Origin of the sequence: Halorhodospira sp. 9621, assembly GCF_022228055.1 — a bacterium.
In the GTDB taxonomy this organism is placed as follows: domain Bacteria; phylum Pseudomonadota; class Gammaproteobacteria; order Nitrococcales; family Halorhodospiraceae; genus Halorhodospira; species Halorhodospira halophila_A.
In genome coordinates, this window is the sequence record NZ_JAJNRD010000001.1 from 177,024 (window position 1) to 190,881 (window position 13,858).

General features: G+C 66.6%; 13 protein-coding genes. 7 read left to right on the plus strand and 6 right to left on the minus strand.

The features are described from left to right. Positions 1-23: 23 nt before the first annotated feature. Positions 24-713 (minus strand): phosphate regulon transcriptional regulator PhoB, encoded by a 690-nt coding sequence (gene phoB / locus LRF89_RS00785; RefSeq protein WP_201242042.1) that lies wholly within the window; start codon positions 711-713, stop codon positions 24-26. A 197-nt stretch (positions 714-910) separates the two neighbouring features. Here phoB and LRF89_RS00790 point away from each other — a divergent pair, with 197 nt between their 5' ends. Together LRF89_RS00790 and LRF89_RS00795 are read left to right on the plus strand one after the other, a co-directional pair. Next, positions 911-2,092, plus strand: coding sequence for an OprO/OprP family phosphate-selective porin (locus LRF89_RS00790; RefSeq protein ID WP_238636436.1), 1,182 nt, complete (start codon positions 911-913; stop codon positions 2,090-2,092). Between the two features lie 155 nt (positions 2,093-2,247). Next, positions 2,248-3,993, plus strand: a complete 1,746-nt coding sequence (locus LRF89_RS00795) for an EAL domain-containing protein (RefSeq protein ID WP_238636437.1) — start codon at positions 2,248-2,250, stop codon at positions 3,991-3,993. An 85-nt stretch (positions 3,994-4,078) separates the two neighbouring features. Here LRF89_RS00795 and LRF89_RS00800 read toward each other — a convergent pair whose 3' ends face one another. Then, positions 4,079-5,983, minus strand: a complete 1,905-nt coding sequence (locus tag LRF89_RS00800) for a pyruvate kinase (protein ID WP_238636438.1) — start codon at positions 5,981-5,983, stop codon at positions 4,079-4,081. Between the two features lie 253 nt (positions 5,984-6,236). On the opposite strand from LRF89_RS00800, the gene LRF89_RS00805 reads away from it, so the two are divergent. The 3 genes from LRF89_RS00805 to phnE all read left to right on the plus strand — a co-directional run bounded on the left by LRF89_RS00805 (position 6,237) and on the right by phnE (position 8,865). Further along, complete coding sequence (locus tag LRF89_RS00805) at positions 6,237-7,136, plus strand: PhnD/SsuA/transferrin family substrate-binding protein (RefSeq protein WP_238636439.1); 900 nt, start codon at positions 6,237-6,239, stop codon at positions 7,134-7,136. A gap of 79 nt (positions 7,137-7,215) precedes the next feature. Continuing rightward, positions 7,216-8,007, plus strand: a complete 792-nt coding sequence (phnC, locus tag LRF89_RS00810; protein WP_238636440.1) for a phosphonate ABC transporter ATP-binding protein — start codon at positions 7,216-7,218, stop codon at positions 8,005-8,007. A 54-nt stretch (positions 8,008-8,061) separates the two neighbouring features. Further along, the gene (gene phnE / locus LRF89_RS00815; protein WP_201167561.1) at positions 8,062-8,865 is read left to right on the plus strand and encodes a phosphonate ABC transporter, permease protein PhnE; all 804 of its coding nucleotides are present in this window, start codon (positions 8,062-8,064) and stop codon (positions 8,863-8,865) included. Positions 8,866-8,951: 86 nt separating this feature from the next. On the opposite strand, the gene LRF89_RS00820 is transcribed toward phnE, so the two are convergent. Then, positions 8,952-9,368, minus strand: coding sequence for a CBS domain-containing protein (locus LRF89_RS00820; protein WP_238636441.1), 417 nt, complete (start codon positions 9,366-9,368; stop codon positions 8,952-8,954). Positions 9,369-9,642: 274 nt separating this feature from the next. On the opposite strand from LRF89_RS00820, the gene LRF89_RS00825 reads away from it, so the two are divergent. Further along, the gene (locus tag LRF89_RS00825) at positions 9,643-10,266 is read left to right on the plus strand and encodes a Yip1 family protein (protein WP_201167567.1); all 624 of its coding nucleotides are present in this window, start codon (positions 9,643-9,645) and stop codon (positions 10,264-10,266) included. Between the two features lie 75 nt (positions 10,267-10,341). After that, on the plus strand, positions 10,342-10,812 hold the full coding sequence (gene bcp / locus LRF89_RS00830; protein WP_201167570.1) for a thioredoxin-dependent thiol peroxidase: 471 nt from the start codon (positions 10,342-10,344) through the stop codon (positions 10,810-10,812). A 24-nt stretch (positions 10,813-10,836) separates the two neighbouring features. Here bcp and LRF89_RS00835 read toward each other — a convergent pair whose 3' ends face one another. From LRF89_RS00835 to LRF89_RS00845, 3 genes are all read right to left on the minus strand, one after another. Further along, positions 10,837-12,048 carry a hypothetical protein gene (locus LRF89_RS00835; RefSeq protein WP_238636442.1) on the minus strand — a complete coding sequence of 404 codons (1,212 nt, stop codon included), beginning with the start codon at positions 12,046-12,048 and terminating at the stop codon, positions 10,837-10,839. Between the two features lie 77 nt (positions 12,049-12,125). Beyond that, positions 12,126-13,133: a protease SohB gene (gene sohB, locus LRF89_RS00840; RefSeq protein WP_238636443.1), complete on the minus strand. Its 1,008-nt coding sequence runs from the start codon at positions 13,131-13,133 to the stop codon at positions 12,126-12,128. Between the two features lie 97 nt (positions 13,134-13,230). Then, on the minus strand, positions 13,231-13,845 hold the full coding sequence (locus tag LRF89_RS00845; protein WP_238636444.1) for a hypothetical protein: 615 nt from the start codon (positions 13,843-13,845) through the stop codon (positions 13,231-13,233). Positions 13,846-13,858: the final 13 nt, after the last annotated feature.

Consider the following 13,858-nt stretch of genomic DNA (forward strand, 5'->3'; position numbering starts at 1 on the left):
GGATCCGCTCTCTCAGCCGCGGATCAGGTCTGTTCCGAGAACCGATAGCCGGCCCCACGGACCGTCTGGACCAGGGCGTCGTGGCCCGTCGCGGCCAGGATCTTGCGCAGTCGGCGGATGTGCACATCCACGGTGCGCTCTTCGACATAGACATTGGTGCCCCAAACTTGATCGAGCAGCTGCGTGCGGGTAAAGACGCGATCGGGATGCGCCATGAAGAATCGCAGCAGCCGGTACTCGGTGGGACCGAGTTCCAGCGCCTGGCCGTGTCCGGTAACCCGGTGGCTGACCGGATCCAGGCGCAGGCCGGCCGCCTCCAGAGGGGCATCGGTTGTCGCCGGGGCCGTGCGCCGGAGGACGGCCTTGACCCGGGCAGCCAGCTCGCGCGGCGAGAACGGCTTGGTCACGTAATCATCCACCCCGGAATCGAAGCCCCGCACCTTGTCCTCCTCCTCACCCCGGGCGGTGAGCAGGATGATGGGGATCCCGCGGGTCTGCTCATCCTCCTTGAGTCCCCGCGCCCACTCGACACCGCTGACCTGCGGCAGCATCCAGTCGAGCAGAATCAGATCCGGCGGCCGCTCGCGCAGCTGCTCCGAGGCCTGCATGGCATCAACCACCGGTATGACGTCGAACCCCTGCCGCTCGAGGGAGGTGATCAGCATCTCACGCACCGCCGAGTCGTCCTCAACCACGAGTATCCTTGCTGCCATCAGGCTGTATCCCCTTTTTCGGCATGGCCGTTCATGCCCGCGTCATTAAAAGGCAAGCACATTGCAGGATTGTGACAACGCAAGCTTCACACAAACCCCACACCACCGTCATCGCGACGTAAGAAACACCGCCTAGCGTGTCCTCCGAGTCGGGGCCGTGCTCCCCGGCGACGCTCCAAACCCGAGGAGGACCCTTGATGACAACGAGACGAATCGCGCCGTACCTCTCGACCACCGCCCTGCTGGGCGCGGGCCTGGCCGTGGCCTTCCCCTACGAGGCTCTGGCCAACCCCGAGTTCGACATCCGCGGCCGGCTGCAGATGGACTACCACATGATCGACGAGGACGAGACCGACTTCGTCGACGGCTTCAACAACCGTCGCGCCCGCCTGGGCATGGACGGCAGCATTGACGAGCACTGGGACGGCCGGGTGGAGATCAACGTGGCCGAGGGTAGCGTCAGCGCCGCTGACTTCCGCCTGCGCCGCAGCCTCGGCCCGGGGCGGCTGTGGCTGGGTCAATACAAGGTGCCGCAGGGTCTGAACCAGCTGACCAGCTCCAACAACTACACCTTCATGGAGCGCTCCTCGGTCAGCAACATCATCCCCGACTCGCGGCGCATCGGTATCGCCTACGAGCAGACCGGCGACGAACTCGGCTTCAAGACCATGTTCTTCGGCCGGTCGCTGGGGGACGATGAGGGTGAAGATGAAGGCGGTGCTCACAAGGACTACCGAGGCAATCAACCTCAAGGTTATGCCATCCGCGGTGTCTACGCCCCGTTCCTGACCGCCTCCCGCCACAACGAGGCGCCGCGGCTGCACCTGGGCGCCTCGCTGGTCTACGAGGACCAGGATGACCCACTGGACATCGGCTTCAGCGATCGCCCCGAGCTGCGCGATGGCGACGGCGGCAGCCAGCGGCTTATTGGCACGACCGTTGAGGATGTCACGGACACCACCAAGCTCGGTCTGGAGGCGGCCTACATCTCTGGCCCCCTCTCCGCCGAGGCGGAGTACCTCACCGTCTCGATGAATCGCGACAACGGCGACGAGCCCACCTTCAGCGGCTGGCACGTCCAGGGCAGCTACGTGCTCACCGGCGAGAGCCGCACCTACTCCACCGGCGGCTTCGGCGGCGTCACCCCCAGCGGCTCCGGCGGAGCGTGGGAGCTGGCGGCCCGCTACAGCCACATGGACCTGAACGACTCCGGGTTCGCAGGCGGTGAGCAGAACAACCTCACCCTGGGCATCAACTACTACGCCAGCAGCAACCTGCGCCTTATGGGCAACGTCGTCTTCGCCGACGTCAAGGACCGCAATGGGGAGCCGGACGAGAGTCCGACCCTGGTCGGCGCCCGCGCCCAGTACAACTGGTAGGTGTCACTGCGACGGGAGGTCCCGGAGACCCTGACCGGGCCTCCCGTACATGCCATGGATCCCGGCAGCGCCGGGATCGGGTGCTCCCTCTGGCCACGGCCAGCTTTAGGCGGCGGTCCAGTCGGGGCGCCGCCGTTTTCTCGGTAGCCAACACCATGACCGAATTCGCATTGAAATCGGCGTCGCTCGATGCGGTCATCCAAGGTGGAGGGCTCCGCCCGTTCTTTCAGCCGATCCTGGATACCCGCAGCGGCGATATCTTCGGGTATGAAGCCCTGATCCGTGGCCCGGTCTGCACCGACCTGGCCACGCCCGCCGCCCTATTCCAGGCGGCGGCCGAGCAGGACAGGCTGCTGGAGCTGGACTGGGCGGCACGCCGCGCGTGTATCCAACGGTTCGCGTCGCTGGACCTACCCGGGCTCCTGTTCATCAATGTCATGCCCCAGTCCTTGCTCGACCCGACCTTCCAGCAAGGACTTACGCTGCATTTCCTCCATGAGTACGGCGTATCGCCACATCGGGTCATCATCGAACTCACCGAACAACACCCCATCCACGACTACACGCTGCTCGGCGAGGCTGTCGCTCACTACCGGCGCATGGGCTTCCGCGTGGCGCTGGATGACCTCGGCACCGGCTATTCCGGATTGCGCCACTGGTCGGAGTTGAAACCGGATTTCGTCAAGATCGACCGCCACTTCGTGCAGCAGATCGACCATGACGCGGGCAAGCGCCGTTTCATGGAGTGGCTTCAGGAGGTCGCCGCCGACCTCGACTGCCAGGTCATCGCCGAAGGGGTCGAGACGCAGGGGGAGTATGACTGCCTCTGGGCCCGCAATTGGCGCCTGATGCAGGGGTTCTTTTTCGCCCGTCCAAGCGCCGTACCGCCCCGGAAGCTCGATTGCGCCGCCGGATCGAATCGCCGACACACGAGCCCCCCACGGGGGACCGTCGCCTCGCTCTCCCGACGGTGCGCGACCGTTGCCGCGGAGACTCCGATGGCTGAAGTGGCCCAGCTGCTCCGATGTGCCGAACAGCCGCCGCGGACCATCGCGGTGACCGAGGGGACAGAGCCGGTCGGCCTGATCCGTACCTCCCGATTCCTGTCCCGATTCGCCAACCCCTACGCCCACTCCCTTTACGGCAGACGGCCTGCCCGGGCTTTCGCCGATCCTGAGACACGATTCGTCCAGGAGGACACCTCGCTCGAGGACCTCAGCCGGCAGCTCACCGAATGCAACGAAACCATCGAGGAAGATTTCATTATCGTGGACACAGCCGGCCGATACGCGGGAACCGCTTCCGCAATCGACCTGCTACGCGAGATCACCAACCTACAGTTACGCAATGCCCGGCACGCCAACCCGCTAACGGACCTCCCCGGCAACGTCCCCATCAAAGAGGAGCTTGCGCGCCGCCTGGCCACAGAGAGGGCATTCGTGGTCGTTCACTGCGATATCGATGCCTTCAAGGCGTTCAACGATTACTACGGGTATGCTCAGGGTGATCAACTCATCCAGGCCCTGGCGGACACACTCCGGCAACAACTGCATGAGCGCGACGACTTCCTCGGACACATCGGGGGCGACGACTTTCTCATGATCCTCGGACCGGAGTCCTGGCAAGCGAAGTGCGAATCCGTGCTGGCGCGTTTCGCATGGCTGGCGCCGGAGCATTACGACGCCCATGCCCGCGGCCGTGGCGGTATCGAAAGCATCGATCGACAGCAGCGGCGTCGTTTCTTCCCCATTTGCAGCCTGTCGCTGGCCGTCCTGCCCGTGACGGCGGCGCGCTACAGCCAGCCCCACGAGATCTCCGATACGCTGGCCGAACTCAAGGCTCAGGCAAAGCGTCAGCCCGGCAACTCGATCTTCGTGGAGCGGCGAACAGCCGCCGAGTGAGCCAGGCCTCGAATGAGGAAGGAGACGTAAGCGCGCCCGGTCACAGCCCCTCCCCCTTGAGCAAGGCGCCCGGGTCCCCCCAGCACTACTCGTCCGCCGCAGGCTGCGGCGCCGGCTGATTCTGCACAATGCCGAGCGCCCGCAACCGAGGGGTCTTCTTGCGCTGGTGCTGCTGCATTCGATGGAGGATACCGTCGAGCGTGCGCAGGGCCGTCACGATGTAGGGCCCCTTGTTCAGCATCACGCACTCGGCGCGGCCGGACATCGCCGCATCGGTCAGTTCCGGGCGCGAGGCAATGCCTTTCTTGGCCAGGCTCTCCAGGACCTGCGTGGCCCAGATCACCGGCACATGGGCAGCCTCGCAGAGCCAGAGCAGTTCCTCCTGAACCTCTGCAAGACGCTCGCCGCCGATCTCCACGGCGAGATCCCCCCTGGCGATCATCACGCCCAGATCGAAGCGCCCCATCCCGCCGAGCAGGATGTCCGGTAGGTTCTGCACGCCGCGTTGGGTCTCGATCTTGGCGATGACACCCAGGTCCACGGCGCCGCGCCGGGCCAGCGCCGCCCCCAGCCCTTCCAGATCCGAGCGGGACTCCGTAAAGGAGAGGGCCACCGTGTCCGCGAGCTCGGCGACGAAATCCAGATCCTGCTCATCCTGCGCGCTCAGCGCCGGCAACCCCAGATCGAGCCCTGGAAAGTTCAGGCCCTTGTCTTCATGCAGCACGGCACCCTGCGGACGGCTCCGCGTAATGCGCAACCGGGCGCCGTGGGCGTCGACACACTCCACCTCGGCACCGATCTTGCCGTCGTCGATCCACACCGCCTGGCCGGGGTCGAGCTGGTCGATCACCTGCGGGGGCGAGCACGCGATGCGCGCGGGCACAACCATCCCCCCGTCCTCGTCCCGCCGCCCGGGGGTTCCCGGCTCCGGCCGACGCAGGAGCACCAGGGTGTCCCCTTCAAAAAGGCGGATTTCCATCTGCGCTTCCACAAATCCCCCGCACCGGAGGCCGCGAATCACGGTCTGCCACTTACCAGCGCCCCGCCGCTGGAGGGCAAAGCGGGTCCTGGGCGTCACGTAAGCCGTGCTCCCGATATCCGCCCGAAAGCCGCCCGGGATCGCCTCGCGGACCGCCAGCAGGCGACTGGATTTCCGGGCATCCCGAAAGCGCAGACGGTCCCCGACCCTCATACTGGCCAGGGTTTCACCGTCCAGGCAGAGACGGGGGACACCGCCCCGGCCGGTGTCACCGGTCTGCTCAGGGTGCACCAGATCGACCTGTGCGCGTCGAACGGTCCGGCCGTAGGCATCCCGCATTGGTTTCAGCCGAACCACTGGAGTCCGCGGGGCAACAGGGCCGGTGCGCACCTTGTGGCCAGCCAGGTCCATGTGGACCCGACAGGAACGCCCGGTACGGGCCTCGGCGTCCCGCACATGCCGAGCCATGCGGCGCCACATGGCCGGATCGTCGTGGGCGCAGTTGATTCGCGCCATATCCATCCCGGAAGCGACCAACGAACGCACCAGGCCCGGATCATCGGCGGCGGCGGATGGCAGGGTCACCATGACACGGCTGTCACGGCCTTCCGGCACCGGACCGAGCAGATCGGCTGCATGCGTCGCCAGGCGGAGGTGGGCCTGCTCGAAAGTCGGTCCACCGCGCCTTCGTTGCGTCACCCGCCCGACCCGGGCACCTAGGGCCTCAATGACCTCATTCAAGCCCGCGAGTACATGGGGTTCGTGACGCCCCAGCGACGAAAGCCCGAAGCGGGCCAGGGAGCGCTGCACACTGCGCAGATCGCGGTTGCGCAATGCCAGGTAGTGGGCGAAGTTTTCGGCGCTGGTGGTGACCCCATCCGGGAAGGCGTCCTCGTAGCGACGCAGCCAACGCTCTGCGCCCTCCTCGATGTCCCAGCGCAGCGCCTCCAGGACGTCCAGCAAAGCCTCCGGCTGCCAGACAGAACCGTCGAATCCGGTTTTCTCGTTCATAGCGCCACCGAGGCTAACCCCGCGCGGTGACAGCCGCGTGACAGGCCGGTGACGTCCCGGACATCGTCCCACCGCTGGTGCTGCTCCTGAACCGGTCCCCGGTGCCATCGCTAGCCGCAGCCCGTGTGTCATCCGAACGTCATCGGCATTTCAAAGGCCTGTAAGCGGCATTGCATACGGTGCACCGCGAGTCACGACGGGACCACGGGACGGGCCGTCTTGAGTCCCCTACGGCAACCACCAGGAGTGATCGATGAGACCTACGAGCCAAGCCCTCAGCACCGTGACCGCCGTCGCCCTGCTCAGCGCCGGCATGACGGCCGCCCACGCCGACGTGGCCGAACAGTGTCCGAGCACCCTGCGCCTGGCCGATACCGGCATCGAGGGTGCCGAAGAGCTGCGCCGCGCTTTCGGTCCCTTTGCGGAGCAATTCAGCGAGATCACCGGCGTCAACATGGAGTTCTTCGCCGTCAGCAACCGCACCGCGGCCGCCAACGCCTTGCGCTACGACTCCATTGATCTGGCCCTGGCCGGCCCCTCCGAGTACGTCGTCATGAGCAGTGAAGCAGACATCGATGTCGCCTTCGGCCTTGAGCGCGACGCCTACGGGGCCAAGATTGTCGCCAACGCCAATTTGGGCGCCGAGGACATCGAGGATCTGCGGGGCACGACCCTGGCCTTCGGCGATGTCGGCTCGATGACCAACCACATCACCCAGGGTTGGATGATCGAAGACGCCGGCCTTTCCCTGGATCGTGACCTCGACACCGTCCACGCCGGCGATGCCCGCATCCAGGCTCTGGTCAACGGCGACGTGGACGCCGCCGCTCTCGGCTATCGCGACCTGGATCTGATCCCGGAGTACGACGCGGACTTCGATTACGACGTGGTCGCCGACAGCGGCACCATGCCCAGGGACCCGATGGTTGCCCGCGCCGAGCTCGGTGAAGGTTGCATCGCCGCTATTCGGGATACCGTCCAGGAGCACGAGGAGGAGCTCTTCTCGGCCTTCGTCGAGCCGGGCAAGGATGAGGGCTTCAACGAGGCCCAGGAGCGGGCGAAGTACCTCGGCGCCCGGTTCGTGTACGACATCTCGGACGACGAATACGACATGGTCCGGGAGGCGTACGACTACCTCGGATTCGACCTTTAACCCCTTGCCATCAGCGGGACAAGCCCGACCCCGGCAGCATGACCCGCTACCGGGGTCCCATTCATTGAGGTAGGCGGATATGGCCATCATCGAGTGCAACGACCTGCACAAGAGTTACGAAAAGCTTCGGGTACTGCGCGGGATCGACTTCCGCATGGAAGCCGGCGAGGGTGTCGTTCTCCTCGGTGCCAATGGATGCGGGAAATCGACCCTGATGAGGTGCATCAGCGGGCTGGAACGACCGCAACAAGGCGGCGTCCGTGTACTGGGTACGGATCTGGCCCAGGCCGGGCGCCGCTCACTGCGAGAGGCGCGCACCCGCATCGGTATGGTGTTCCAGAAGTTCAATCTGGTGCAGAACCTGAGCGTCTTTCAGAACGTCCTTTACGGGGCCAGCGGCCGCCACCGCAGTTTCTGGTCCGTCACGGCCCCCTTCGCGGCGGCCGAGGAACCGGACTACGCCATGCACTGCCTGGAGCGGGTCAACCTCGCCGATCGTGCTGGCCAGCGCGCCGACCAGCTCTCCGGCGGACAGCAGCAGCGGGTGGCCATCGCCCGTACGCTGATGCAGCAACCCACCGTCGTCCTCGCCGACGAGCCGGTTGCGAGTCTCGATCCGCGCTCGGCCCGCGAGGTCATGGAGCTGCTCTGGGGGATCGTCCGAGAGGAGCGACTCAGCCTGCTCTGCTGCCTACATCAACTCGACTTTGCCGAAGAGTTCGGTGAACGGGCCCTCGGCATGAAGGCTGGCCGAATCGTGCTCGACCGCCCCATGGCGGACATCCGCCGCGCTGAGCTTGACGCCCTCTACGAGGGCGCCGTGCGCGTCGATGAGGCGGAGACGAAACCCCGGCTCGCCGTCGCTTCCTGAGCCGGACCGCCCTACGTCAAACACCGCACCAATCCGTCTTCGAAGAGGTCAGCGATGACTAGCCACGAGCCCCGCTCGACGGCCACGCCGGAGCGTTTCCAGCGGCCGTCGGTCTTTACCTGGGTGGTACTCGTCGGGTTCCTGGCATTCCTCATCCAGGGACTGAGCACGATCGACACAACCTTCGAGCGGCTTCTGCAAGGCATGGGCAACCTGGGCGATTTCTTCGCCCGTGCAGTACCACCTGATTTCAGCCGCTTCGACAGCATCGCCGGGGCGATGCTGGAGACCCTCAACATGGCGGTGGTCGGCGTCACCGCAGGCGTCATCCTGAGCGTGCCCATGGCGCTGCTCTGCTCCCGCAACACCACACCGCACTGGAGCATCGCGTGGATCTCCCGGGGCGTCGTGGCCACCCTACGGACGGTCCCCGAACTCGTCTGGGCGCTGATCTTCGTAGCGGCCGTTGGCCTGGGGCCTCTGGCCGGCATCCTGGCCATCGTCATGGACACCATCGGCTTCGCGGCGCGGTTCTTTTCAGAACGCATCGAGGAGATCCCCAAGGGGCCCTCCGAGGCACTCGCCTCCACCGGCGCAAGCCGAACAGGGACGATCATCGGCGCCATCCTCCCGGAAGCGAGCGCGTCGATGACGGCCACCAGCCTCTACAGCATCGAGAAAGGGATTCGCTCGGCCATCGTTCTGGGACTGGTCGGCGCCGGCGGGATTGGGGTGGAACTGAGCACCGCCATGAGCATGTTCAACTACGACGCCGCACTGGCGATCATCATCGTGATCCTGCTGGTGGTCATCGGCGTCGAGCAGGTCTCTTCGGCGATTCGACAGCGGCTTCTCTAGCCGTCGGCACGCTGCGTTCCCTGCGCAGCCTGTGCTGCGCAGGGGACAGGCCCTTCGGACAGAGTCAAACGGGAGCGGCTCGCGATCTACGCGATCGTGGCCGCGCGACGCAGCAGGTCGATGGTGGTCACGATGCCGACGTAGCGTCCCTCTTCATCAACGACCAGGCACTCGTCCCCGGCCGAGGGCAGCCCTTCCCGGAAACGGCCGAGCATAAGGCGCCAGGGCTCCTCGGCGCGCCAGATGGCGCGTGGCGGTCGGGACAGCTCATGGACGCGACTCGGCCGTTCCACCGTCACCCAACCGTCGTTCTGGCGCACCCACGCGGTCAGTTCGTCCCGCCGCAGGATGCCAACCGGGAGCCCGCACTCATCAATGACCGGCAGACTACGCAACCCGTACCAGTACCCGGCCGATAGAGGGACCGCAACCAACGGGGCAGTGGCCGCGATGGCCGGCACCCGCCGGGCGAGTTCACCCAGCGTTGCGGGATGGCCTGCCATGGCCGGTGCCGGTTCGCGGATTCCCCCTGGGTCGGACGTCAGCGCGGAGACCGGGGCACGGTCCGGGGAACTTTCCAGGGACATCATCATAGCGGCACCTCCATTGCGGTCAGAAACTGTCGAGGAGGCTACCCGCCAATGTTGTCCGGAACGTGAATGTCGCGCGACTTTTGCGTTGCGCTTATCGACTTCACGACGGTAGCCAAGCACATCCGGCGTACTTAGCATCCTCCGTTCAGGCTGCCGACCCACATACAGACTCCGAGGACTATCGATGGCTGACGCCCCCGCGCTACCCGGTCGCTGGCACACCCTCGCCAGCGTCTTTTTCCGGCCACGCCGGATCCTGGAGGAGTGGCACGACGCCGATCCGGACGTGCCGTGGATCCTGGCGCGGCTGACGGTACCGTTGTTGCTGGCCAGCGTGCTCGGGGCCGGGATCGCCCACGCCCTGATCCCCAGCGGGTTCCCGCCAGAGACCCGCCCCGACCCCATCGGTTTCGGCATCTACAGCGCCCTGACCCAGTTTGTCGGCGTCATCGCCCTGGCGGCCGCAGCGCACTATCTTTGCGACCTATTCCAGGGCTATTCGGACTTCCGGCGTCCACTGACCGCGGTCTCCGTGGCTCTGATCCCCGCCTGGGTAGGCAACGTGGTGGCTGCCCTGCCCTGGCCGGTGGGGCCACACCTGGCCCTGTTGCTGATCCTCTACAGCCTGGGGCTGCTTTACGCCGCCTTTGCCGTCATCGCCGGGGTGCGCAAGGGCAACCGCCTGGGCCACTACCTGGCCGCGCTTGGCGCCGCCCTGCTGGTGACGTTTGCCTTCGGCTGGCAAGCCATGAGCCTGATCCCCGGGGCTGCACCGGAAGTTCGCCTGGGTACCACCTGGTTGATCTAGCGACGGGCTGCAACCCTGGCCTGGTGACGCTATCCTCCGTGCAAGAGCCCGGTGCCGCCCACGGAGAATACGCCCATGTCGATCGAAGAAGGCCAGCCCGCCCCCGATTTCACCCTGTCAGACGCCGACGGCAAGCACGTGACCCTCAGCGCCCTGCGGGGTCAGCCGGTGGTCGTCTACTTCTACCCCAAGGACGAGACGCCGGGCTGCACCAAGGAGGCCTGCGCCTTTCGCGATATCTGGGCCGATTTGCAGGAGACCGGAGCGGCCGTGCTGGGGATCTCCCCCGATGACGCAGCCTCCCACCAACGCTTCCGGGACCGGCACGAACTCCCTTTCACGCTGCTCAGCGACCCGGATAAAGAGGTCATGAGCCGCTACGGCGCCTGGGGCGAGAAGAACATGTACGGGCGCAAGAGCATGGGCGTGATCCGCTCTACGGTCTTGATCGACGCCGAAGGGGTTGTCCGCAAGCATTGGCGCCGGGTCTCGAAGGCCGAGGCCCATCCTCACAAGGTCCTGGAGGCCCTGCAGCAGCTGGTCTAGTCGCGCCCGGAAGCCGGTCGTGGATCAGTCGACCTGCCACAGGCGCAGGCGGCGGTCTTCGCCCACCGAAAGACCCAGCCCCCCGTCCTGAGTGAAGGCCACGCCCCACACCGCCCGGTCGTGGCCCGCATACCTGCGCACCGGCTCGACCGGCTGATCGTCCTCCGGCTCGGCTTCCAGGTCCCAGAGCTTGAGCGACCCGTCCCGAGCCCCGGTCAGCGCACGGTGGCCGTCAGGGCTGACGGCCACCGCCAGCACCTCCGCGCGATGGCCCTCCAGGCGCAGAGCAAGGTGGCCGCGGTCGAGCTGCCAGAGTTTGACCGCACCACTCTGGGTGCCGGCCAGCGCGTGCCGGCCACGCGGGGTGAACGCCACCGCCTCCACCGGCCCTGACTCATCCGGCGCAAAGGCGCCGATCGCGCGACCGTACGTGGCATTCCAAAGCACCAGGGGCTCATCGCCAGCCCCGGCGGAAAGGGCCCGAGCACCATCAGAGTCGTAGGTCACGGCGTGGAAGGCGGCCTGCTGCTCGCGGAACGTGCGCAGCTGACGGCCGCTGGCCGTATCCCAGAGCTGCAGCTTGCCCGCCTCGGTGGCCACCAGGGCCCGCTGCCCCCGAGGGCTCAGCGCCAGTGCACGGATCGGCGAATCGGCCTCAACCAGGGTTCGCTGCGCCTGATCCCGGTCGGTCTGCCAGAGCTTCACCACCCCGGCCGCATCGCCCGAGAGGAAGCTGCGCCCATCGGCACTGGCCGTCACCGCGTTCACCGCCGCGGCGTGCCCCGGGTAGGTGCGCAGCACCTGTCCGTCCTCCAGGCGCCATAGCTTGATCCGGCGGTCCGCCGACGCGGTGAGCACCCGGCCGTCCGGCAAAGACGCGACGGCCCGCACGGCGTCGCGATGCTCCCGGTAGCTGGCCAGCGGATCGCCCGGGCCACTCAGCGTCAGGTGGAAGGTCTGCTCGGTGTCGGCACGCAGGGTCACCTCCCGTTCGGCGCGCATAGCCTCGCCGTGCTCGGTCTCCTCGGCGGGGATCTCGGCCTCGATGCGATACGTGCCCGGCGGCAACCGGACCACAAAGGCATCCCGCGTGTGCGAGGGCGAGATCCCGTAGCGCTCACCGTCGATGCGCAGTTCTGCCTCGCCGGGATCCGTGGAGATGCGCAGCGTTGCGAGGGGATCGCTATAAGCCGCAGGCGCCAGCCCCAGCAGCGCCAGACATAGCCCCGCGATCACGACCCGGTAGCAGCGCGCATGACGTAGCCTCCCTGTCGATCCGTCCCATCGCCGTGCCGCGCTGCGGCCGGCGACGCTTACTCCAGGCCCGGCCCGAAACGTTCCATCGCGTTGCGCTGGCCGAACAACCGCTCGGTCACCACGGCCAGACGCTGGGACCACCCCTCCCGCTGGCGGTAGTCCACCTCCAGCAGGTGGGCCTGCTCCCGCTGGGCCATGATGCAATCGTCGCTGGTCTGCAGGGCGTCGATCAGGCCCGCTTCCAGGGCCCGCTCAGCCAGCCAGAACTCCCCAGTGGCCACCGTCTCAACATCCAGCTGCGGGCGGTAACGACGGAGGAACCCCTTGAACTGTTCGTGGATGTGGGCCAGGTCCTCGCGAAAGCGCTCCCGGTCGGCCTCGGTGTTTTCCCCGAACAGGGTCAGGGTCCGCTTGTACGCCCCGGCGGTATGCTGCTCGAAATCGATGTCACGGTTGCGCAGCCAGCGGTGGAAGTTCGGCAGGCTTCCGACCACACCGATGGAGCCGATCAGCGCAAAGGGTGCGGCGACGATGCGATCACCGACCACCGCCATGAGATACCCGCCACTGGCGGCGACACGATCGACACAGACGGTCAGATGGATGCCGGCCTCGCGCAACCGGGCCAGCTGCGAGGCCGCCAGGCCGTAGGCCGGCACCGCCCCGCCGGGGCTCTCCAGGCGCAGGATGACCTCGTCCTGACCGGGGCGCGCGGCGGCGATGATGGCGCTGATCTCCTCGCGCAGCCCCTCCACGGCACGCGCGCGAATGTCGCCGCGAAACTCGAGGATATAGACCCGCTTGTCCGGCAATTCGACAGCCCCGGGATCCGTCGAGCCGCGCTGCAGCTTTCTGCGCAGCCGGCCGCGCCAGGTGCTGGAGGCGCCGGCCCGACGCAGGGCCTCCGCTCGCTGCCGGAAAACACCGTTAAGCGGTCGAACCTGCAGCCGCCCCGGCGCCACGCCCCCTTCCTGGCGCATCCGGACGACCGCGGCGAGCACGAACAGGACCGCGAACACCAGCGTGACGGTCTGGGCCAGGAACAACAGGTATTCGTTCAGCATCCTTCGGGTCTCGGCAGCAGGATCGCTCCGCTAACCCTAGCATGCAGCGGGCCTTCTGCCGCCTCCCGGGAGCTCCTGGCAAGCGGCTCAGCCTGCATCAAAGCCGTTGGAGCGCGGTGCGCAGGGCGTCGCCCTGGTCCTTCGCCTTGAAATAGACCTCGTGATACGGCGTCTCGGGGTCGGTCAGGTCCACGCGGATGCGCAGTTGCCGGGCCAGGGGCATGGAACGGCTCTCCACCTTGCGGATCTCGTCGGCCCGAATCTGCAGCGCCCGGGCCGCTGTGACGAAAAAGGCATGACGGTGCGCGGTATCGACCACGGCCCATTCGCCTCGGCCCTGGTAGATGTCACCGACCTCAAAGCCCCTTTTGGCCAGTCCGGTCACGTTGCGCTGGCGAAGGAAAGGCGCCAGCAGCAGGTTGTAGAACACCCCCACCACCATCGAGACGAGCACTAGGGCGAAACCTGCGACAACCACATAGAACAACCGCACAGCGGCGTCCGCCTCAAGGCCCAGCTGGAGCAAACCGGCCGGCAAGACCCCATCGAACAGACCGAGCACCGCAGCCCAGGTCTCCGCGGAGAGGAAGACGCTGACAAAGGAGAAGACCAGCATCACGAGCACCCCCGTGATTGCCAACAGGAACAGCAGGGCCTCAAAGAGGACGCCGACAGGATTCTTGACGATCAGGCGCGAGAACACACTGGCCATGGCTGACACTGCC